Annotated in this window: 17 protein-coding genes; 6 read left to right on the forward strand and 11 right to left on the reverse strand. The window is 71.9% G+C overall.

Annotation, left to right across the window (positions count from 1 at the left end):
• Positions 1-30 precede the first annotated feature (30 nt).
• From ABT171_RS30585 to ABT171_RS30615, 7 genes are all read right to left on the reverse strand, one after another.
• Positions 31-1,602, reverse strand: a complete 1,572-nt coding sequence (locus tag ABT171_RS30585) for an APC family permease (RefSeq protein ID WP_351249455.1) — start codon at positions 1,600-1,602, stop codon at positions 31-33.
• A gap of 19 nt (positions 1,603-1,621) precedes the next feature.
• Positions 1,622-3,088 (reverse strand): aldehyde dehydrogenase family protein, encoded by a 1,467-nt coding sequence (locus tag ABT171_RS30590; RefSeq protein WP_351249457.1) that lies wholly within the window; start codon positions 3,086-3,088, stop codon positions 1,622-1,624.
• Positions 3,081-4,211, reverse strand: a complete 1,131-nt coding sequence (locus ABT171_RS30595) for an aromatic ring-hydroxylating oxygenase subunit alpha (RefSeq protein ID WP_351249459.1) — start codon at positions 4,209-4,211, stop codon at positions 3,081-3,083. The genes ABT171_RS30590 and ABT171_RS30595 overlap by 8 nt, the downstream gene beginning before the upstream one ends.
• Positions 4,212-4,220: 9 nt before the next feature.
• Entirely contained in the window at positions 4,221-6,683 is a 2,463-nt protein-coding gene (locus tag ABT171_RS30600) for a GcvT family protein (protein ID WP_351249461.1), read from the reverse strand.
• A 43-nt stretch (positions 6,684-6,726) separates the two neighbouring features.
• Positions 6,727-7,344, reverse strand: a complete 618-nt coding sequence (locus tag ABT171_RS30605; protein WP_351249463.1) for an MBL fold metallo-hydrolase — start codon at positions 7,342-7,344, stop codon at positions 6,727-6,729.
• Positions 7,341-8,426: an S-(hydroxymethyl)mycothiol dehydrogenase gene (locus ABT171_RS30610; protein WP_351249465.1), complete on the reverse strand. Its 1,086-nt coding sequence runs from the start codon at positions 8,424-8,426 to the stop codon at positions 7,341-7,343. The genes ABT171_RS30605 and ABT171_RS30610 overlap by 4 nt, the downstream gene beginning before the upstream one ends.
• Before the next feature lie 203 nt (positions 8,427-8,629).
• Positions 8,630-9,469, reverse strand: a complete 840-nt coding sequence (locus ABT171_RS30615) for an IclR family transcriptional regulator (protein ID WP_351249467.1) — start codon at positions 9,467-9,469, stop codon at positions 8,630-8,632.
• 312 nt (positions 9,470-9,781) lie between these two features.
• Here ABT171_RS30615 and ABT171_RS30620 point away from each other — a divergent pair, with 312 nt between their 5' ends.
• Positions 9,782-10,105 carry a bifunctional 3-phenylpropionate/cinnamic acid dioxygenase ferredoxin subunit gene (locus tag ABT171_RS30620; protein ID WP_351249469.1) on the forward strand — a complete coding sequence of 108 codons (324 nt, stop codon included), beginning with the start codon at positions 9,782-9,784 and terminating at the stop codon, positions 10,103-10,105.
• A 553-nt stretch (positions 10,106-10,658) separates the two neighbouring features.
• Entirely contained in the window at positions 10,659-11,846 is a 1,188-nt protein-coding gene (locus tag ABT171_RS30625) for an NAD(P)/FAD-dependent oxidoreductase (RefSeq protein WP_351249471.1), read from the forward strand.
• Positions 11,847-11,948: 102 nt separating this feature from the next.
• On the opposite strand, the gene ABT171_RS30630 is transcribed toward ABT171_RS30625, so the two are convergent.
• Positions 11,949-12,479 (reverse strand): hypothetical protein, encoded by a 531-nt coding sequence (locus ABT171_RS30630; protein WP_351249509.1) that lies wholly within the window; start codon positions 12,477-12,479, stop codon positions 11,949-11,951.
• Positions 12,480-12,900: 421 nt separating this feature from the next.
• Here ABT171_RS30630 and ABT171_RS30635 point away from each other — a divergent pair, with 421 nt between their 5' ends.
• The 4 genes from ABT171_RS30635 to ABT171_RS30650 all read left to right on the forward strand — a co-directional run bounded on the left by ABT171_RS30635 (position 12,901) and on the right by ABT171_RS30650 (position 17,889).
• Positions 12,901-16,299: a sensor histidine kinase gene (locus ABT171_RS30635; RefSeq protein WP_351249473.1), complete on the forward strand. Its 3,399-nt coding sequence runs from the start codon at positions 12,901-12,903 to the stop codon at positions 16,297-16,299.
• A complete protein-coding gene (locus ABT171_RS30640; RefSeq protein WP_351249475.1) occupies positions 16,296-16,730 on the forward strand; it encodes a roadblock/LC7 domain-containing protein in 435 nt (144 codons plus the stop codon). Before ABT171_RS30635 ends, ABT171_RS30640 begins: the two co-directional genes overlap by 4 nt.
• A gap of 9 nt (positions 16,731-16,739) precedes the next feature.
• Positions 16,740-17,135, forward strand: a complete 396-nt coding sequence (locus ABT171_RS30645) for a DUF742 domain-containing protein (protein WP_351249477.1) — start codon at positions 16,740-16,742, stop codon at positions 17,133-17,135.
• A 148-nt stretch (positions 17,136-17,283) separates the two neighbouring features.
• Entirely contained in the window at positions 17,284-17,889 is a 606-nt protein-coding gene (locus ABT171_RS30650; RefSeq protein ID WP_351249479.1) for a GTP-binding protein, read from the forward strand.
• Between the two features lie 104 nt (positions 17,890-17,993).
• Here the strand turns inward: ABT171_RS30650 and glpK are convergent, their stop codons facing one another.
• The 3 genes from glpK to ABT171_RS30665 form a co-directional block, all read right to left on the reverse strand.
• Entirely contained in the window at positions 17,994-19,511 is a 1,518-nt protein-coding gene (gene glpK / locus ABT171_RS30655; RefSeq protein WP_351249481.1) for a glycerol kinase GlpK, read from the reverse strand.
• 21 nt (positions 19,512-19,532) lie between these two features.
• Positions 19,533-20,282, reverse strand: a complete 750-nt coding sequence (locus ABT171_RS30660; protein WP_351249483.1) for an MIP/aquaporin family protein — start codon at positions 20,280-20,282, stop codon at positions 19,533-19,535.
• A 341-nt stretch (positions 20,283-20,623) separates the two neighbouring features.
• Positions 20,624-22,270, reverse strand: a complete 1,647-nt coding sequence (locus ABT171_RS30665) for a GGDEF domain-containing protein (RefSeq protein ID WP_351249485.1) — start codon at positions 22,268-22,270, stop codon at positions 20,624-20,626.
• Positions 22,271-22,375 lie beyond the last annotated feature (105 nt).

Consider the following 22,375-nt stretch of genomic DNA (forward strand, 5'->3'; position numbering starts at 1 on the left):
TCGGTCGTAATCGGTGGGTGTGGGGCGGCGTCAGTCGGCCGCCGGGGCGGTGAGGTGAGCCGAGGCCGCGGCGGACGCCGCTTCCAGGCGGTGCTCGGCGAGCACACCGGTGCGGTGGCGCTGGACGAACCAGTAGTAGGCGAAGCCGCCTCCGGCGATGACCGCGACGAACAGCACCGCGCCCCAGCGCAGGTACCAGTGGTACGGCGCGCTCGCGTTGTAGACCGCGGCGCGCGGCCAGATCAGGTTGACCGTCATGGCCGCGCCCCACACGACCGCGACGATGTTGACGAGCAGCCCCCAGCGGCCCAGCGAGAACCGGCCCCCGCCCGCCGGCTGCCACCTGCCGCGCAGCCGGGCCACCAGCATCGGCGCCGTGACGCCCAGGTAGGCGAGGTAGATCATGATGATGCCGATGCTGGTGACGACCGTGATGATCTGCGGCTGGCGGATGTTGACCACGAGGATCGCCAGCGCCAGCACGCCGATGATCACGGCCGGCAGGACCGGGGTCTGGAAGCGCGGGCTGACCCGGGCCAGCAGCGAGGACGCGGGCAGGTTGTTGTCCCGTGCCATGGCGAACGCCAGCCGGATCGCCGCCGTGTGCACGGCCAGCGCGCACACCGTGACCGCGATCAGCACGCACCACAGCATCGCCTTGCCGGCCGTCGGACCGAGCACGTCGAGCACGATGTACTGCAGGCCGTCCGTGGACAGCTTGTCGCCCTTGAGGCTGGAGACACTCATCAGCGCCAGCAGCAGGACCAGTCCGCCCAGGACGAAGGAGGCGACGATCGCGCGGATGATGGCGCGCGGGGCGTTCCGGGACGGGTCCAGGGACTCCTCGCCGAGCGAGGCGGCGGTGTCGAAGCCGTACATGACGTACGCGGAGGCCAGCGAGGCCACCAGGAAGGCGCCGAGGTAACCCGTCGAGTAGCCCGATCCCATGTGGTTCGTCTGCATGACGACTTGAGGGCCACGGGTGATGTGGACGGCGAACAAGATGATCAATACAACGGTGGCGATCAACTCGATGAAGACGCCCGCCGTGTTGATCGTGGCCATCAACTTGACGCCGAAAGCATTGATCAGCGTGGTGAACAGGATCAACACGGCAGCCAGGACGACCGCGTTCGTCGCCACGTCGTACTTGCCGGTGCCGTCCCCGATGAACTGGAACGTGGACGAGATCTGCGGCAGCGTCAACTGGTAGGCCAGCGCGACCGCGGAGATGGACACGATGGACGCGATCAACATCATCCACCCGGCCAGCCAGCCGAGATGGGGATTGCCGATCTTCTTCGACCAGTTGTAGACCGAGCCGGCCACCGGGTAGCGGGCGGCGAGTTCGGCGAAGCACAGGGCGACCGCGAACTGGCCGGCGAACACCATCGGCCACGACCACCAGTAGGCCGGACCGCCGCTGCCGTAGCCGAAGTAGAACAGCTGGAAGGTGCCCGTCAGGATCGAGATGTAGCTGATCCCGGCGGCGAAGGTGTGGAAGTTGCCGAGCGTGCGCTTGAGCTCGGGTTTGTAGCCGAACTCCGCGAGCTCGGCGTCGTCGTGGTGGTGGGGGCCTGGCGATTGGTCGGTGGTCGTCATGAGCGGACTCCTCTGGCTGTCAGTCGAACCAGCCCTGCGGTGCCGGCGCGGTGGTGCGCCAGATGTGTTTCGTCTCGCGGTACTCGGCGAGCCCCGCCGGTCCGAGTTCACGCCCGAACCCGGACTGCTTGTAACCACCCCACTCGGCCTGGGGCACATACGGGTGGTAGTCGTTGATCCAGACCGTGCCCAGGCGCAGCCCCGCCGCGACCCGGGCCGCCCTGGCCTCGTCGCCGGTCCAGACGGCGCCCGCGAGGCCGTAGATCGTGTCGTTGGCGAGCCGTACGGCCTCTTCCTCGGTGGTGAACCGCTCGACGGTCAGCACCGGCCCGAAGGACTCCTCCCGGACCACGGACATGCCGCTCGTGCACGCGTCCAGGACGGTCGGCAGGTAGTAGAAGCCCTCGTCGTGGCCGGGGCCGGAGGGCCGGGCGCCGCCGCAGCGCAGCACCGCCCCCTCCTCGATGCCCCGCGCCACATAGGCCTCGACCTTCGCCCGGTGGGCCGCCGAGATCAGCGGCCCGGCCTGCGCCCGCTCGTCGAACGGGCCGCCCAGCCGGATCAGCCGGGCCCGGCGTACGACCTCGTCCACGAACCGGTCGTGCAGCGCGTCCTCGACCAGCAGCCGGGCCCCGGCCGAGCACACCTGCCCGGAGTGCAGGAACACCGCGGTCAGCGCCATGTCGACCGCCGCGTCGAAGTCGGCGTCCGCGAAGACGATGTTGGGGTTCTTGCCGCCGAGTTCGAGTGCGACCTTCTTCACCGTCCCGGCGGCGGCCGCCATCAGCCTGCGGCCGGTCTGCAGACCGCCGGTGAAGGAGACCAGGTCGACGTCCGGATGCTCGCCCAGCGGGGCGCCCGCCTCCGGACCGGCGCCCAGCACCAGATTGGCCACGCCCGCCGGCAGCCCCGCCTCCGCCAGCAGCCGCACCAGGTGGATCGCCGTGTGCGGGGTCAGCTCGCTGGGCTTCAGCACGAAGGTGTTGCCCGCCGCGAGGGCCGGCGCGACCTTCCACGCGGTCTGCAGCAGCGGATAGTTCCAGGGCGTGATCAGCGCGCAGACGCCGACCGGTTCGTACACCACCCGGCTGTCGACGTCCTCCCGCCCCGTGTCGACCACCCGCCCCGTCTCGCTCGCGACCAGCCGCCCGAAGTAGCGGAAACAGTTGACGACATCGTCAATGTCGTACGCACTCTCCACCAGCCGCTTGCCCGTGTCCAGGGACTCGGCGCGGGCCAGGGCGTCCTTGTCACGGACGAGCAGGTCCGCGACCCGCAGCAGCAGGTCGCCGCGCTCCTGCGCGGGCGTACGCGGCCAGGGACCGGTGTCGAAGGCGCGCCGGGCCGCCGCGATCGCCTCCACGGTGTCCTTGCCGCCGGCCTCGTCCACGACGCCGACCAGCGAGCCGTCGGCGGGGCAGCGGATCTCCCGGGTGCGCTCGTCCAGGGCGCTGCGCCACGCGCCGTCGATGAAGAGATCAGGCACGGGCGTCTCCCAGCCGGGTCAGCAGCCACTCGTGGAAGATCCCGATGTGGTGCTCGTTCGGGACCAGCACCCCGCCCCCGCGGTACGCGCGCGACGACATGGCCGGCTGGGTGCGTTCGCACGCCTCGAAGTCCTGCACGTTGACCCGGTGGAACAGTTCCACGGACTTCGACACGTCCGCGCCCGACGCCACCACCTCCGGCGCGTACAGCCAGTCGCACTCCACGACCGTGCGGTCCTCGGCCAGCGGGACCATGCGGTGCAGGATGACGTGGTCCGGGACCAGGTTGACGAACACGGTCGGCTTGATCGTGATGGCGTAGTAGCGGCGGTCCTGGTCGTCGCTCACCTCGGGGAGCCTGCCGAAACCCTCGCTGCCGTCGACCGTGAAACCCTTGATCCGCTCACCGAACTCCGCGCCGTGTCCGACGTAGTACTGGGCGGCGTACCCGTCGGCGAACTCCGGGAGCACCTCGGTGAGTTCGGGGTGGATCGTGGCGCAGTGGTAGCACTCCATGAAGTTCTCGACGATCAGCTTCCAGTTGGCCTTCACGTCGTACGTGATGCGCTTGCCGAGGGCCAGCCGCTCGGTGCCGTAGCGCTCGATGGCGGCGGCGTCGCCGAGCCGTTCCACGGCCGCGTGCATCACGGTGTCCTCGAAGGAGGGCGGTTCGTCGGCGAGGCACACCCAGGCGTAGCCGAGCCATTCGCGCAGGGCCACGTTGATCAACCCGTACGCGACTCGATCGATGTCCGGCATCTTGATCAAGTTGGGTGCGGCGATCAACTTGCCGTCAAGGTCGTATGTCCATGCGTGGTACGGGCACTGCAGAGTGCGGCGCACCTCGCCGGACTCCTCCATGCACAGCCGGGCGCCCCGGTGCCGGCACACGTTCAGGAAGGCGCGCAGCTCACCCGTACGCGTGCGGGTGATGATGACGTTCTCGCGGCCCACCTGGACCGTGCGGAAGGCACCCGGCTTGTCCAGGTCGGCGCTGCGGACCGCGCAGAACCACAGGGACTCGAAGAGGTTCTCCTGCTCCTGCCGGAAGACGTCCGGGTCGGTGTAGTAGCGGCCCGGAAGCGTCGCGATGAGGCTCGGGGAGATCGGGGTCGTCGTCACGGACGTCTCCTAACGGCGGATGCGGGTCATCTTCGGGTCGAAGAGCGGCTCGTCGGCGACGGTGGCCGGCACCTTCTCGCCGAAGTACGCGATGTGCACGCCCGTGCCGGTGGCAAGGCCCGCCGGGAGCCAGGCGTAGGCGATGCAGCGCCCGAGCGTGTAGCCGTACGACGCGCTGGTCACATAGCCGGCCGGGACGCCGTCGACGAACACCGGCTCCTTGCCGAGCACCACGGCCGCGGGGTCGTCGAGGAGGAGCGGGGTGAGCCGGCGCGAGGGCTCACCGGCCCGCTCCAGTGCCGCCCTGCCGACGAAGTCCTCCTTGTCCATACGGACCGCGAAGCCGACGCCCGCCTCGAACGGATCGTGCTCGTCGGTCATGTCGGCGCCCCAGGCGCGGTACCCCTTCTCCAGCCGCAGGGAGTTGAAGGCGGACCGCCCGGCCGCGATCACGCCGTGCTCCTGCCCGGCCTCCCACAGCGTGTCCCAGAGCCGGAGCCCCAGGTCGGCCGTGGTGTACAGCTCCCAGCCCAGCTCGCCGACGTAGCTGAGGCGCATCGCCGTCACCGGCACGTGCCCGAGGTAGGTCTGCTTGGCCCGGAAGTAGCCGAAGCCCTCGTGGGAGAAGTCGTCGCGGGCCAGCGGCTGGACCAGGTCGCGGGCGAGCGGCCCCCAGACGCCGATGCAGCAGGTGCCGGAGGTGATGTCCCTGACCTGGACGTCGTCGGGCGCGTGCCGCAGCAGCCAGTCGAGGTCGGCGGGGGAGTTCGCCCCGACCTGGAAGCGGTCGGCGGCGAGACGGGCGACGGTGAGGTCGGAGCGGATGCCCCCGGTCTCGTCCAGGAGCAGGGTGTAGGTGACCGCGCCGGGCTTCTTGCGGAGGTTGTTGCTGGTCATGCGGTCCAGGAAGGCGAGCGCGCCGGGTCCGGTCACCTCCAGGCGGCGCAGCGGGGTCATGTCGTACAGAGCCACCTTCTCGCGGGTCGCCCTGGCCTCGGCGGCGGCGATCGGGGACCAGTAGCGGGCCGACCAGGCATCGCGCTCGGGGAGGTCGCCGAGGGCGTCCACGAGCGGGGCGTTCGCCTCGTACCAGTGCGGACGCTCCCAACCGGCGCCCTCCAGGAAGAAGGCGCCGAGCTGCTGCTGACGGGCGTGGAAGGGGCTGACGCGCAGCGGCCGGGGCTGTTCCATCGGCTGGAGGGGGTGCAGCACGTCGTACACCTCGACGAACTGCTGTGAACCGCGCTCACGGACATACGACGGTGAACGCTGCGCCTCCTCGAACCGCGTGAGGTCGCACTCGTGCACGTCCACCGACGGCCGCCCGTCGACCATCCACTCGGCCACCGCCTTCGCCACCCCGGCGGAGTGCGTCACCCAGACCGCCTCGGCCAGCCAGAAGCCGCGCAGCTGCCGGGTCTCTCCGAGGACCGGCATGCCGTCCGGGGTGAAGGAGAAGACGCCGTTGAAGCCGGTCTCGATCTCCGTCGCCCGCAGCGCGGGCAGCAGCCGCCGGCAGTCCTCCCAGCTCGGCGCCCAGTCCTCCTCGGTGAACGGGTACGAGGACGGCATCTCCATGTCCCGCGCCCGAGCCTCGTCGTACGGGAACACGGCGAACGGGTCCACCGGCAGCGGCCGGTGCGCGTACGAACCGATGCCGATGCGGTCCGTGTGCTCACGGAAGTACAGATCGCGGTCCTGGAAACGCAGGATCGGCTTCGAGGCCTCGGCCGTGGCGCCGCTCAGCTCGGGGAGCGGCCTGGTCCCCGCGTACTGGTGCGCGAGCGGCTGCAGCGGTACGTCGACCCCGGCCATGCGGCCGATGACCGGCCCCCAGAACCCGGCCGCGGAGACCACGTGGTCGGCGGGGAAGGTGCCCCGGTCGGTGACCACGCCGGTGACCCGGCCGTCCGCCTGCTCGATGCCGGTGACCGTGTGGCGGTCCAGGAAGCGGGCGCCGCGCGCGGTGGCCCGGTCCATCTGGGCGCGGGCCGCGAACAGGGCCCGGGCCAGGCCGTCGTCGGGCGTGTGGAATCCACCGAGGACGACCGACTCGTCCAGCAGCGGCCACAGTTCCTTGCAGCGGGCGGTGCTCACGACCTCACCGCGGATGCCCCAGGAGGCGGCGTAGCCGGCCCTGCGGTGCAGCTCGGCCAGTCGCTCGGGGGTCGTCGCGAGTTCCAGGCCGCCGACCTGCTGGAAGCAGGAGACACCGTCGACCTGGAGGGAACAGAACTTCTCGACGGTGTACTTGGCGAACTCCGCGAGCGTCTTCGAGGGACTGGTCTGGAAGACGAGTCCGGGAGCGTGGGAGGTGGAGCCGCCCGGGGCGGGGAGCGGGCCCTGTTCGAGGACGGTGACGTCGGTCCAGCCGCGGGCGGTCAGCTCGTCGGCGAGGGAGCAGCCGACGATGCCGGCGCCGATGACGACGACGCGGGGGCCCTGGGACCGGTGTTCGGGGGTGCTGGACATGCCCCTCCTTGTGGTGGCGGGGATGGCAGGTGCGGGAAGTCGCTCAGGCGGGGACGTTCGGCCGCTCGGCGGCGATCGTCGTGTCCTGGCCGTGCCCGGTGTGGACGACGGTGCCGCCCGGCAGGGTGAGCAGCCGGGCGCGGAGTGACGCCAGGATCGTGGGGCGGTCCGAGTAGGAGCGGCCGGTGGCGCCGGGACCGCCGTGGAAGAGGGTGTCGCCGGTGAAGACGGAGCCGAGGAAGGGGGCGTACAGGCAGCAGCTGCCCCAGGTGTGGCCGGGGGTGTGGATGACCTGGAGTTCGATCCCGGCGACCGTGAGGACGCGGCCGTCGGTCAGCTCGCCGTCCGGCTTGCGGTCGGGGTGGGCGTGGGACCACAGCTCGTGGTCGTCCGGGTGGAGCAGGACGGGTGCTCCGGTACGGGTGGAGAGCGCGGCCGCGGCGCCGATGTGGTCGTCGTGGGCGTGGGTGCAGACGACGGCGCCGACCCGGCGGCCCGCCGTGGCGCGGTGGATCGCCTCGGCGTCGTGCGCGGCGTCCACGATCAGCACCTCCTCGTCGTCGCCGACCAGCCAGACGTTGTTCTCGACGTCGAAGGTCTCGCCGTCGAGGCTGAACGTGCCCTGCGTGACGACGCGTTCGATGCGTACGGCGCCCTTCACAGGACGACCACCGAGCGCAGCACCTCGCCGCGGTGCATCTTGCCGAACGCCTCCTCCACCTGGTCGAGGGAGATGGTCTCGGAGACGAAGGCGTTCAGGTCGAGCAGGCCGTACAGGTACTGGTCGACCAGGAACGGGAAGTCCCGGCTCGGCAGGCAGTCGCCGTACCAGGAGGACTTGATGGCGCCGCCGCGCGAGAAGACGTCGATCAGCGGGAGTTCGACCTTCATCTCGGGGGAGGGCACCCCGACCTGGACCAGCAGACCGGCGTGGTCGCGCATGTAGAAGGCCTGCTCGAAGGTCTCCGGCCGGCCGACCGCGTCGATGGCGATGTCCACGCCGTGCCCGTCGGTGAGGGCGCGAACCGCCTCGACCGGGTCGGTGCCCAGGGAGTTGACGGTGTGGGTGGCGCCGAACTTCTCCGCCTGGTCGAGCTTCTTGTCGTCGATGTCCACGGCGATGACCTTCATGGCGCCGTTCAGACAGGCGCCCGCGATGGCCGCGTTCCCGACACCGCCGCAGCCGATGACGGCGACCGAGTCACCGCGCCCGACCTTGCCGGTGTTGACCGCCGCCCCGTAACCGGCCATCACCCCGCAGCCGATGAGACCGGCCGCCTCCGGACGCGCCGCCGGGTCGATCTTCACCGCCTGCCCGGCCGCGACCAGCGTCTTCTCGGCGAACGCGCCGATGCCGAGGGCATTGCTGAGCGGGGTGCCGTCCAGCAGGGTCATCGGCTGGGCGGCGTTGCGGGAGTCGAAGCAGTACCAGGGCCGGCCACGGCGACAGGAACGGCAGCCGCCGCAGGGCGCCCGCCAGGCCAGCACCACGTAGTCACCGGGCTCCAGGTCGGTGACACCCGCGCCGACCGCCTCGATCGTGCCGGCCGCCTCATGGCCCAGCAGGAACGGGAAGTCGTCGTTGATCGCGCCCTCCCGGTAGTGGAGATCCGTGTGGCACACCCCGCAGGCCTGCACCCTGACCAGGACCTCGCCGGGCCCCGGGTCGGGAACCACGATCGTCCGCACCTCCACGGGTGCGCCCTTCTTCACAGCGACTACGGCACGGACCTCGTGTGGCACGACAAGCTCCTCTGCTGTTGCGCATTGCACGATGGGTTGCGCGATGGGGAACATACTGAGAACGGCGTCACACGGCCGTCAAGGGGTGCGCGTTAACCCTTGGCAAAAGGAATCCGCGGGGCGAAACCCTTCGGACACACGGCGGCGCGGGACCGGTGTCGCCCACCGGTCCCGCGCCGCCGTGACGGTCTGCCGCAACTCCTTCAGAAGCCGTAGCCCATACGGCGCGACAACTCGGCGCCGGCCGCCACCGTCCGCTTCGCCACCTCCGGCAGCCGGTCCGGATTCAGCCGGTACACCGGCCCCGAGACGCTGATCGCGGCGATCACCTTGCCGTCGTGCGCACGCACCGGTGCCGCGACGGCGGCGAGCCCCAGCTCCAGTTCCTCGATCGTGACGCCGTAGCCCTGTTCGACCACGGCCTCCAACTCGGCGCGCAGCATCGCCGCCCCGGTGATCGTCCGGTCGGTGAACCGCGGCAACGAGCGCGCCAGCAGGCCTTCGCGCAGGGTGGGCGGCATGTGCGCGAGCAGCACCTTGCCGCTGGAGGTGGCGTGCAGCGGGGTGCGTCTGCCGAGCCAGTTCTGCGCGGTGACGGAGGCGGTGCCGCGGGCCTGCATGATGTTGACGGCCGCGTCCTCGTCGAGCACGGCGATGTTCACCGTCTCGCCCAGTTCGTCGGCGACCTCGCGGCAGACCGGGACGCCCTCCTGGGAGATGTCCAGCCGCACTGCCGCCGCCCCCGCCAGGCGCAGTACGCCGGCCCCGAGGTAGTACTTGCCGCGGTCCTTCGCCTGGGCCACCAGGCCGCGGTTCTCCAGGACGCCGAGCAGCCGGAAGGCCGTGGACTTGTGCACGTCCAGTTCCTCGGCGATCTCGGTGACGCCCGCCTCGCCGTGCCGGGCGAGGATCTCCAGCACACTCACGGCGCGGTCCACCGACTGCACCGCGCTGACCGCGCCGCGGCCGTTCTGCCTCTCCGGGACTCGGGGGTTCTCCGTGGTCTCCTCGCTGCGGTCAGACTGCTTCTGCGTGCGGGTCATGGCTCAACTCTCACCACCTGTGGGCCCGGTTCGGGCCGCATCTGCGGGAAGCCCTTGACGCGGCGGTCGTCCCGCGCGGATTCTGTTGCGCATGGCGCTAGCTCGTGCGCCATACGAAACATCATGTTACCGAAGCGTCCGGATCCCGGAAGGGTGCCGGACGACCCGGACCCAGACGTCCGGCCTTGCTGTGCCGCTGCACTCCCTTACCGCTGCCCGGCCGGACCACCGCGGGTCCGGCTCCCGGCTGCATCCCTGACGCCTGCATCGAGCAGGTCCCGGACCGAGCGTCCCGGACCGAGAGGGGGGCCCGTGATTCCCGTCTGCCGCCTCGAAAACCTCCCCGAGGGTGAGTCCGTCCGCGTCGAGACCACACCGCCCATCGCCGTGTTCCGCACCGAAGACGGCGGGCTCTACGCCGTCGACGACACCTGTACCCACCAGGACGCGTCCCTCTCCGAGGGCTGGCTGGAGGGCTGCCTGGTCGAATGCCCGCTGCACGCCGCGTCCTTCGACCTGCGCACCGGCGAACCGACCTGCCTGCCGGCCCGACGGCCCGTCCGCACTCACCGCGTCACCGTCGAGGACGGCGTCATCCACGTCCACCTCACCGCGGAGGAGGGCACGGCCGCATGAAGACCACCCAGAACCGCCGCGACCGAACGAGGAGCGCCCGCGGCTGCCGGAGCCGACCGAACTTCGCCAGGCCGAGGGACGATCGCATGAACGCGGCCCGGGGCGGGTGGGGCTGGGTGAGGCCGGCCCGGGCTGGGTGGGATTGCATGAGGTTGGCGAGGGGCCGGTGGGATCGGGTGAAGCCCGCTGGTGGTGGGCGGGGCTGTGTGAAGCCGGCCCAGGGCCGGTGGGGTTGTGGGAAGGAGGCCCAGCGCCGGTGTGACTGCGTGGGGACGGCCGAGGGCCGGTGGGACCGTGTGAAGCCGGCCGAGGGGCGGCCGGTCCGCGTGAAGACGGCCCGGGGCCGGGCGGAACGGCTGGACTCCGTCGGCGATCGCCACGGCGACGACAACTCCCTACGCGGGCGCCGGTGCCGCACGGCCCGTGCCCGGAGACAGCTCGTGACCCGATCCCCCAGCTCCTGGCCCACCGGCAGGACACCCATGGGCCCTCCCTCCGACGAGGCAGCGGCCCGCACCGACCACCCCGCCGCCCCCGCGAGGAGCCGTGCCGTATGAAGACCGTGACCATCGTCGGCGCCTCCCTCGCCGGGCTCTACGCCGCCCGTGAACTGCGCGCCCAGGGCTTCGACGGCCGTCTGGTGATCGTCGGCGAGGAAACCCACCGCCCCTATGACCGCCCTCCCCTCTCCAAGGACTTCCTCACCGGCCGCACCGACGAGGAGCACCTCGCCCTCACCGACGCCGACGACACCGCCGGACTCGACGCCGAGTGGCTGCTCGGCGTCCGCGCCCGAGGCCTCGACACGCGCGGCCGTACCGTTCTTCTCGAAGACGGCCGTACGGTCTCCACCGACGCCGTCGTCATCGCCACCGGCGCCGCCGCGCGACGGATCCCCGGCGAGAGCCTCGCCGGCGTGCACACCCTGCGCACCCTGGACGACGCCCGCGCCCTGTGCGCCGACCTCTGCCGAGGACCCCGCCGGGTCGTCGTCATCGGCGGCGGCTTCATCGGCGCCGAAACCGCCTCCTCGTGCGCCGGCCTGGGGCACGAGGTCACGGTGGTCGAGGCCGCACCGCTGCCGCTGGTGCCCCAGCTCGGCGCCGGGATGGCCGCCGCGTGCGCTGCCCTGCACCGTCGCGGCGGGGTGGAGCTCATCACCGGAACCGGTGTGGTCGGCCTGCGCGGCACCGCCACCGTCACCGGTGTCGACCTCACCGACGGACGCGCGCTGCCCGCCGACCTCGTGATCGTCGGCATCGGCGCCATACCCAACACCTCCTGGCTGGTGGGCTCGACGCTCGCCCTCCACGACGGCGTCCTGTGCGACGACGGTTGTGCGACGGCCCTGCCCCAGGTAGTGGCGGTGGGGGACGTCGCGCGCGTGGGCGGGAGCCGGTCCGAGCACTGGACCTCCGCCACCGAGCAGCCCCGCGTCGCCGTGACCAACCTGCTCGCCGGCCGCACCGTCGAAACGCTGCGCACGGTGCCGTACTTCTGGTCCGACCAGTACGGCTCCCGCATCCAGTTCGCGGGCCGGCACCGTGACGGTGACACCGTCCGCGTCACCGAGGGCGAGATCACCGACGATGGCCCGGGCGAGGCCGGCTTCCTCGCCCACTACGAGCGGGACGGCCGTACGGTTGCTGTCCTCGGAGTGGACCGGCCGCGCGCCTTCATGCGGGCCCGCCGCGAACTCCAGCGGGAGGAGCGGGAACGGGCCGCACCGGCCGCCCTGTGACACCGGACCGGAGCCGTCCGGCAGGGGTCACACCCCGCCCCGCCTACGCCCTGCCCGGGTCGTCCCCTGCCGAGATCCGCGCCCGCCCCCGGCCACTCCCGCTCAGCTATGCGAGAACTGCCCGGCGCCGCCCCGCCGGCGTATCCGCTCCTGCTCACGCAGGGCCGCGCGCTCCTCACGCCGGCGGGCGCGCCGCTCGCGGCGAAGCGCCCGGGCCGTGCTGCTCGGCTCGGAGATCACGCCGTACCGCTGGCTCCACACCTGGCGGGTCACCCACACGTCCACCACGGCCCAGGTGGCCACCACCGTGCTCGCCACGCTGCTGATCACCATGGGGAACGCCAGCCAGGACCCGGCCATCGTGCACAGGAACGCCACCATCGCCTGGATCAGGGTCACCGCCGTGATCAGGACCGCGCGCACCGCCGCCGTACGCACCGGATCCGGCAGCGGGTGCCGTCGGGCGGGCTCCTCGACCCACAACGGCCGGTAGTCCTGCTGCTGTTCGCCGGTGGACTCCGCAGCGCTCCCACGCGCCGGGATGTCGCGATCCGGCGCCCCCGGGCGCCGCCCCGCCGCCGAGCGCCCCGCCACGCTCTCTTCAGGCGCTTCGCGCCGCTCCGCCGTGCCCATCACCGTGTCACTCCCCACCGCCAGCAGACCGCTCGCCCCCGGTGTCACAAGACTCCGGCTCCCCCAGTGGCTGCCCGGCTTGCGCAGTTTTACGCCGCCGGGGTGCGGCATGCGGCTCCTGTGGCCCATTCCGCCCCCATTTCCCGTAGAGAAGGACGAACGAGATCGCGGGAAGATTCCCGCCCAGCGAAAAAAACAAGCCAACCGCCCGGCCACGGCAGCACGGTCACCCCCGGTGCGGCCGGCAGATCGCGGTGGCAATCTCCCGTAATGCCCGGACAACTCGCCATGTCTCGCAGTCGAAGTGGAAGTTCACCCTCCGGACGTGTCTTCGAGTTGACCGTGAGGCGGTAGTAGGCTCGCGCCGTTTGTTGACGCACATGTGCACCCCCGGCCCGCGGGGGTCGAGCTGGGGGAGGCCATGCGCTTTCGCGGGAAGTCGATCCGCCGGAAGATCGTGGCGCTGCTTCTCGTGCCGCTGGTGTCCCTGACCGCCGTCTGGGCCTTCACCACGGTACTCACCGGGCGCGAAGTCGCCCGGCTGTTCCACGTGTCGGACGTCAAGGAGGACATCGGTTACCCCGCCGAGGACACCGTCCGTGTCCTGCAGCAGGAACGCCGCCAGACCCTCGTCTACCTCGCCGACCCGAGAGCCGCCGACGCCCTCACCGCGCTGCAGCGCACCCGCACCGCCACCGACCGGGCCATCGCCGAGATCCGGAAGAACGCCGCTGACCACGACGTCCTCGATGCCATGGACGCGGACGACAGCGAACGCCTCGCCGCCGTCCTCGACGCCTTCGGCGGCCTCGACTCCCTGCGCCGCAGCGTCGAGGCGGGCACCGTCACCCGCGCCCAGGCCCTGGAGCAGTACAACCGCCTCGTCGACCCCTGCTTCACGCTGCTCGGCGCCCTCGAAGGCATCGACGACGTCGACCTGGACACGCAGGCCCGCGCGATGGTCAACATCAGCCGCGCCCGCGAGCTCCTCTCCCGCGAGGACGCCCTGCTCGGTTCCTCCCTGGTCGTCGGCCGGCTCTCCCGCGACGAGACCCGCGACATCTCCGACCTCGTCGCCCAGCGCACCATCCTGTACGACGTCAGCCTGCCGCTGCTGCCGGCCGCCGAACGCGAACGCTACGAACGCTTCTGGAACGGCGCCACCACCGCACCGCTGCGCGCGGCCGAACGGACCACCATCGGCACGGGCTCCGGCACTCCGCGCGGTGTCACGGCCCAGAGCTGGGACTCCGCGGCCGCGAGCGTGCTGGCCGGCCTCGGCACCCTCGACGACCAGGTGGGCGACCGCTTCCAGGACCGTACGCGTCCCGTGGCCATCGGCGTCATCCTGCAGGCGGCCGTCGCGGGCCTCCTCGGCCTGGTCGCACTCGTGCTCTCCGTCGTCCTGTCGGTCCGTGTGGGCCGCGGCCTCATCCGCGACCTGCGCCAGCTGCGCCTGGAGGCGCACGAGGCGTCCGGGGTCCGGCTGCCCAGCGTGATGCGCCGCCTGTCCGCCGGCGAACAGGTCGACGTCGAGACCGAGGTGCCGCGTCTGGAGTACGACAAGAACGAGATGGGCGAGGTCGGCCAGGCCCTCAACACCCTCCAGCGCGCCGCCGTCGAGGCCGCCGTCAAACAGGCCCAACTGCGGTCCGGCGTCTCCGAGGTCTTCGTCAACCTCGCCCGTCGCAGCCAGGTGCTGCTGCACAAGCAGCTCACCCTGCTCGACACCATGGAACGCCGCACCGAGGACACCGACGAACTCGCCGACCTCTTCCGCCTGGACCACCTCACCACCCGCATGCGGCGGCACGCCGAGGGTCTGGTGATCCTCTCCGGCGCCGCACCCTCCCGGCAGTGGCGCCGCCCGGTGCAGCTGATGGACGTCGTACGGGCCGCCGTCGCCGAGGTCGAGGACTACGAACGCATCGAGGTCCGGCGCCTGCCCCGGGTCGCCGTCACCGGGCCGGCCGTCGCCGACCTCACCCACCTCGTGGCCGAACTCCTGGAGAACGCCACGGTCTTCTCGCCCCCGCACACCGCCGTACAGGTGGTCGGTGAGCGGGTCGCCAACGGCTTCACGCTGGAGATCCACGACCGGGGCCTCGGCATGACCGCCGAGGCGCTCCTGGACGCCAATCTGCGCCTCGCCGAGACACCCGAGTTCGAACTGTCCGACACCGACCGGCTCGGCCTGTTCGTGGTCAGCCGGCTCGCCCAGCGCCAGAACGTCCGGGTCTCCCTCCAGCCGTCGCCCTACGGCGGCACCACCGCCGTCGTCTTCATCCCCGACGCGCTGCTGAGCGACGATGTGCCGGACACCAACGGCGTCGGCTTCCGCCTCGACCGGGACCGCCAGGAGAAGAGCATCGGGCAGGCGGGGGGCCGTGCCGGCGGACGGTCCGCCGCGCCGGCGCAGCTGCCCGGCCTGCCGACCTCGCTGCTGGACGGCCCCGTCGAACTGGAGGCACCCGTCGACCTCGACGCCATCGACGACTTCCCCGGTGTCCTGGGTGACGAGGACAGTGAGCGCGGCGGGCTGTTCCTGCCCCGCCGCTCCCTCTCCCGCGCCGAAGAGCAGCCGCCCTCCGCGTCCGCCGACCGCGCGCCGCGCGAGGAGGCCGAAGAACGCGGGCCCATCCCGCTGCCGCGCCGGCAGACCCCCAAACTGGTCAGCTCGCACGGCAAGCCCGTCACCGACCAGCGGACCCGCCGCGACGAACCGGAGCAGCAGCCCCCCGCCGCTTCCCGCCGACCCGACATGGGCGGACTGGCTCCGCTGCCCGCACGCCGGCGCACCACGGCCTCCCGCCGCCCCGCCGAACTCCCCGACCGCGCCCAGGAACGCGGCACGGCTCCCGCCGACGGCACCGCCCCGCCCTCCGATGTCCCCGGCCTGCCCCGCCGCACCCGACCCGGGTCACCCGGCGGGGCCGGCGCGGGTGCCACGGGCCGGCCGGACGGCGGCGGCACGGAGCGGTCGGACGCGGCCGTCACCGGTCGGTCGGATGCGGCCCTTCGCCCGCCGGGTGGCGGCACCCCAGGCTGGTCGGACCGGGGCGCCATGGACCGGCCGGACGAGGGTACGGCCCAGCCGGCCGGTGAGCGGTTCCGTTTCGGCCGCGAGACCGGAGCCGCCGGCGGGAGTGCCCGGCCCGACGGTGGCGGCGCTGAGCGCGCCGGTGACCGGGGTCGTTTCGGTACGGGCGGCGCTGAGTCCGTCGGTGAGCAGAGCGGTTTCGGTGCTGGCGAGGCCGAGCGCCTCGTTGAGCAGGGCGGTTTCGGCGACGGTGCGGCCGGGCGCGCCGGTGAGCACGGCCGTTTCGGTGATGAAGCGGCCGAGACGCGCGCAGAGCGGAACCGTTTCGGTCGTTCGGCCGAGCCGGCCGGCGAAAGGTTCCGTCCCCGTGGTGAACCCGCCGAGCCCTCCGCCGTGGAACCCCGGCCGGACGAGGCCCGGTCGGGCCGCGAGGCCTTGCCCACCCGGGGCACCCCGCCGACCGGCGCCACCGGCACCAGCGGCGTCATCCCCGCCGGCAGCCCCGCAGCCACCGGTTCGGGCGCCGCGGTGGCTCCCGAACCCGCCCCCGGGCTCCTGCCCCGGCGGGTCCGCCAGGCTAACCTGGCCCCCCAGCTCAAGCAGGACACCGCGCAGCGCGCCGACCGCGCGGCGCAGCCCGCCGACCGCGACGCCGAGGAGGTCCGCAACCGGATGGCCTCGCTCCAGCGTGGCTGGCAGCGCGGCCGGCGGGAGAATGCCGCGGGCGACAGCGCCCACAACGGCACAGCACAAGGAACGACTAAGGGGGACGGTCGATGACCGCACCGAAGGCGACCGGCCACACGGCGACGAACAAGGGGGAGCTGAACTGGCTCCTGGACGACCTGGTCGACCGGGTCGCCAGCATCCGCAAGGCCGTCGTCCTGTCCGGCGACGGGCTGCCAACGGGTGTGTCCAAGGACCTGTCCAGGGAGGACAGCGAGCATCTGGCCGCCGTCGCCTCCGGCTTCCACAGCCTTGCCAAGGGCGTGGGCCGTCACTTCGACGTGGGCAGCGTCCGGCAGACGGTGGTCGAACTGGACGACGCCTTCCTGTTCGTCACCGCCGCCGGTGACGGCAGCTGCCTCGCCGTCCTGTCCGACGCCGAATCCGACGTCGGACAGGTCGCCTACGAGATGACGCTCCTGGTCAAGCGGGTCGGCGTGCATCTGGGCACCGCTCCGCGCACCGATCTGCCCGCAGGCGGGTAGTGGGATGACATGAGCGGAGACGGTCAGGGAAGAAACCACTGGTTCGACGACGAGGCCGGACCGGTCGTCCGTCCGTACGCCATGACGCGCGGCCGTACCACGAGTCCCGCCCAGCACCGGCTGGACCTGATCGCGGTGGTCGTCACGGAACCGGACGCGGGCGACCCGGAAACGGATCCGACGCTGTCGCCCGAGCACGTGGAGATCGTCGGGCTCTGCCGCGACGAACCGCAGTCGGTCGCCGAACTCGCTGCCGAACTCGAACTGCCGGTCGGTGTGGTGCGCGTGCTCGTCGGCGACCTCGTGCACACGGAACTCGTCCATGTCACGCGTCCGGTGCCCCCGGCCGAGCTGCCGGACGAGAGCATCCTGCGCGACGTGATCAACGGCCTCCGCGCGCTGTGACCGGCACGGGAACGGAGCACTGAGGTGACAGGCCGGCACTCGCCGCACGACGTACGCGACGTACCGGCATCGATGTCTCTGGCGGACACCCCTGGCGGCGGCCACGGCCGGCCGTCGCCCGACCACCATCAAGCAGGAGAAGAGACCGATGATCTTCGGGCGTTCTGAGCGCGGCAAGCCCCCGGTCGAGCCGGTCACGCTCAAGATCCTCGTGGCCGGTGGCTTCGGCGTGGGCAAGACGACCCTCGTCGGGGCGGTCAGCGAGATCAGGCCGCTGCGTACCGAGGAAGTGCTCACCGAGGCCGGGCGCCCGGTCGACGACACCAGCGGTGTGGAAGGCAAGCACACCACCACCGTGGCCATGGACTTCGGGCGCATCACCCTGCGCGAGGACCTGGTGCTGTACCTCTTCGGCACGCCCGGGCAGGAACGGTTCTGGTTCATGTGGGACGAGCTGTCCGAGGGCGCGCTCGGCGCGGTCGTGCTCGCCGACACCCGCCGTCTGGAGGACTGCTTCGCCGCCGTGGACTACTTCGAGCGGCGTTCCATACCCTTCCTCGTCGGTGTCAACTGCTTCGAAGGAGCCGCCCGTTACCCGGCCGATGCCGTACGGCAGGCCCTCGACCTGGACGAGGACGTACCGGTCCTGCTGTGCGACGCGCGTGACCGGGCATCGGTCAAGGACGTGCTCATCGGAGTCGTCCAGCATGCGATGGACTTCGCGGCCGACCGCCGCCAGGCCGCACTCGGCTGACCACCGCCGTCCGCCCCCGGCCGGCCGACGGGCACGGCCCGTACCCCCGCCGACCGGGGTACGGGCCGTGGTCCGGTGCGGGACACGCGCGCGTACGGCGTCTTCTACGCGCCCTCCTCCAGCCAGCCGAGGCTCTTCTCCACGGCCTTGCGCCAGTTGTGGTACTCGCGGTCGCGCACCGACGGCTCCATCGCCGGCGTCCACTCCGCGTCGCGCTGCCAGTGCGACTTCAGCTCGTCCAGGTCGTTCCACACGCCCGTGGCCAGACCGGCCGCGTAGGCGGCGCCCAGACAGGTCGTCTCCGACACCCGGGGCCGGATCACCGGCACGCCGAGGACGTCCGCCTGGTGCTGCATGAGCAGGTTGTTCTTCGTCATGCCGCCGTCGACCTTCAGCGTGGTGATCCGCACCCCGGAGTCCTGGTACATGGCGTCCACGACCTCCCGGGTCTGCCAGCTCGTGGCCTCCAGCACCGCACGCGCGAGGTGCGCCTTCGTGACGTACCGGGTGAGACCGGTGACGACACCGCGCGCGTCGGAGCGCCAGTAGGGCGCGAACAGACCAGAGAACGCGGGCACGATGTAGGCGCCGCCGTTGTCCTCGACGCTCGCCGCCAGCGTCTCGATCTCGTCAGCGCTGCGGATGATCCCGAGCTGGTCGCGGAACCACTGGACCAGCGCGCCCGTTATCGCTATGGACCCCTCCAGGCAGTACACCGGCGCCTCCCCGCCGATCTTGTAGCCCATCGTCGTCAGCAGCCCGCTCTTGGACGGCACCGGCCGGTTCCCGGTGTTCAGCAGCAGGAAACTCCCGGTGCCGTACGTGTTCTTGGCGCTGCCCACGTCGTAGCAGGCCTGCCCGAAGACGGCGGCCTGCTGGTCGCCCAGTGCGGAGGCCACCGGCACGCCGGCGAGCTGCCCGACCGCCGTGCCGTAGACCTCGGCGGAGGACCTGATCTCGGGCAGGACCGCCTCGGGCACCTGCATGGCGGCCAGGATGGCGGGATCCCACTGGAGTGTGTCCAGGTTCATCAGCAGGGTACGGCCGGCGTTCGTGACGTCGGTGACGTGCCGGCCGCCGTCGGTGCCGCCGGTGAGGTTCCAGATCAGCCAGGAGTCGATGGTCCCGAAGGCGATCTCACCGCGTTCGGCCCGCTCCCTCAGGCCGGGCACGTGGTCCAGCAGCCAGGCCGCCTTGGGCCCGGAGAAGTAGCTGGCCAGCGGCAGTCCGGTCTGCTCGCGGAAGCGGTCCTGGCCGTCCGCGCCGCCCAGTTCGCCGCACAGGGCCGCGGTACGGGTGTCCTGCCAGACGATCGCGTTGTGCACGGGCTTGCCCGTGGCGCGGTCCCACAGGACCGTCGTCTCCCGCTGGTTGGTGATGCCGAGCGCGCTCAGCTGATCGGCGCGCAGCCCGGCCTTGGCCAGCGCTCCGGCCACCACGGCCTGCACTTTGGACCAGATCTCGGTCGCGTCGTGCTCCACCCAGCCGGGCTTGGGGAAGATCTGGCGGTGCTCGCGCTGGTCGACGGCGACGATCGCACCGCCGTGGTCGAAGACGATACAACGGCTGGACGTGGTGCCCTGGTCGATGGCGGCGACGTACTTCTCGGCGGTGTCCGTCATGGCTGTCCCTCGGTCGCTGGGTCAGAAGGCCGCGTTGTAGACGAGGCCCGCGAGCGCCCCGCCGATCAGCGGGCCGACCACCGGGATCCACGCGTAGCCCCAGTCGGACGTGCCCTTGTTCGGGATCGGCAGGAAGGTGTGCACGATGCGTGGGCCGAGGTCGCGGGCCGGGTTGATGGCGTAGCCGGTGGGCCCGCCGAGGGAGAGGCCGATACCGACGACGAGCAGCGAGACGATCAGCACCGTGGTGCCGGACTCGCCGAGCCCCTTCGTCAGCCCGAAGGCGAGCACGGGCAGCACGAGGGCCATCGTCGCGATGATCTCGGTGATGAGGTTGGCGATCCAGTTCCGGATCTCCGGGATCGTCGAGAAGATGCCGAGCGTCGGCACCGGTTCGTCGGCCGTGCCCTCGGTGGTGCCCTCCTTGCGGACGTTGGCCTGGAACTGTGCGAGGTACACCAGGTAGGCGAGAACGGCGCCCAGCATCGCGCCGACGATCTCGCCCAGCAGATACACCCAGACCTTTCCCCATTTGCCGGTGTCCACGGCGATGCCGATGGTGACCGCGGGATTGAGCTGGCCACCGGAGAGGGGAGCCGCGGTGTACGCGCCCGCGAGGACGCCGAAGCCCCAGCCGAACGCGATGACGACCCAGCCCGAGGCCCGCGCCTTGGAGTACCTGAGGGTGACGGCGGCGCAGACACCCGCGCCGAACAGGATCAGGATCGCGGTGCCGATGACCTCGCCGACGAAAATGTCTCCGTTGCTCATGGCGGCTCCCTTGGCGCCGGCCGGGGGCGCTCGGCCCCGGCCCCCGTGCAGGAAAGTTCGTGGCGACTCCAGCCGGAGGCGGAGAGCCCCCCGCCCCGCCGGCGTCCGTGACGAGCGTGCCGTCGCAGCCGTATCGCCAGGAGGGGACGGGCCGTGGAACAGGACAGACCCGTGGCCCAGTGCCTGATAACACCGAGAATGTACGGCGATGTCGGCTGACACCGGGAAGTGTTCACCGGCGCCACGGGGGCGTCAAGGTTGCCGACGGCGACGGTGACACCCACGCACCCGGCGCTGTGCCGTTGCTGCCGGGACGCAACGGCCGTACAGGGGAGGTACGTTCACCACCCCGGCTCGGCGGCCGCGTACCCGGCCTGCGCCGTCGCCCCCTGACCGCGCCGGACCTCGTGACCGGGCAGTCCGGCGCGTCCCAGCACCCAGCTGGCGCCGTGCAGCGCCTTGGCCGCCTTCTTCAGCGGAGCGAGGTGCGCGGCGGCCTGGCGGTGGTCGCCCACGCTTCCCGGGGCGCACACGATGGTCGCGAGGGAGAGCGTGACCGGCCGGTCTCCCGCCGGCCAGGGCGCGTCGAGCACGGTGGAGACCAGCGGACCGAGCGCCTCCTCGTCGGCCAGCACCAGGAAGTCGTCCCCGCCGATGTGCCCCACGCGTGCGTGCCCCGACACGGCGTGCTGCAGCGCCCGCCCCACCGACCGGATCAGCTCGTCGCCCGCGGCGAACCCGGCACCGTCGTTGACCTGCTTGAAGTGGTCGATGTCCAGCCAGCTGAGCGCGAACGTCCGGCCGTCCGCGATCCACCGGTTCACCTCACTGGTGATCGCGTCCGAACCGGGCAGCCGGGTCAGCGGGTTGAGCCCGGCCGCCTCCTCGACCCGGCTCTCGGCCAGCGCCCGCACCAGGTCCGCGAGCCGTACGACGCCCACGCACCGCCCGTGCCGGTCGACCACCGCGACATCGTCCGAGGTACGGTCCCGGCCGCCGATCGCGACCACGTCCAGCACCTCCCAGGCGGTGGCGTCCACGCCGACCGTACGGGGCGCGTCCCCGAGCTTGAAGGCCGGCCGGTCGGCGTACAGGGCGTGCCCGTAGCGGCCGGACATCGACAGCAGGAACCGGGAGCGGTGCACCGACCGCACGGGCCGGCCGGCCTGGTCCACCAGCAGCACACCGGAGACCTCCGGCGATCCGGTCAGCAGCGCGCGCACCTGCCCCGCCGAGACGGTCACCGGCAGTACGGCGGCCGGGCGCACGAACTCCCGCACCGACGGCCCGGACCGGGGCACGCCTACGGCGCCGGGGGAGCGGGGCGGAACGTATACGTCCGCGGCGGGGATCCGGGCCGGCGGCGCGAACAGCTCGCCCTGGGCCAGCTGCGCCCCGGCCGACATCGCCGCCGCGTACTGCAGTTCGGTCTCCACCCCTTCCACCGCGACCAGGGCGCCCAGCTCCTCGCACAGTGTGCGCATCGCCCGTACCGCGGCCGGCCGGGACAGCAGCGAGGCATCCAGCTTGACCAGGTCGGGGGAGAGGTCGGTGAGCAGCCGAAGCGGTAGGTCGCCGTCGCCGATGCCGTCCGCGCTGATCCGGAACCCCTGCTCGCGCAGCGCGGCCACCGCCTCCAGCAGCGCCCGCTGCGGCACGTGCGTCACGGGCGGCACCACGTCCAGTGTCACCTCCCAGGGCATCCGCCCGGCCGCGCGCACGGCGTCGTGCAGCGGGGTCAGGCCGCCCAGGTCGGCGAGGGTGGCCGCGAACACGTTGAGGTGCAGCGGCAGCAGGGTCTCCTTGCGTGTCGCGGCGCGCAGCGCCAACACCGCGAGCCTCCCGTCGAGTTCGGGGTCCCGGCGGGCCTCGGCCAGGATGTCACCGGTCTCCGGGCGGGCGAGTACCTCCAGTGCGGCGACCGCGCCCGTCCTGAGGCTGACCACCGGCTGGAAGGCGAAGCGGAGAGTGTCCGTCCAGGAGTGCACGGGAGCATGATGGCGCCGCCCGAGTACGCCCAGGCCCAGTTCATGAGACGTTCACGCAGCATTCCGGCGTGATCACACAGCGTGGGCGACCTCCTTGGCCGCTGG

Source organism: Streptomyces sp. NPDC001851 (assembly GCF_040297165.1).
Classification (GTDB): domain Bacteria; phylum Actinomycetota; class Actinomycetes; order Streptomycetales; family Streptomycetaceae; genus Streptomyces.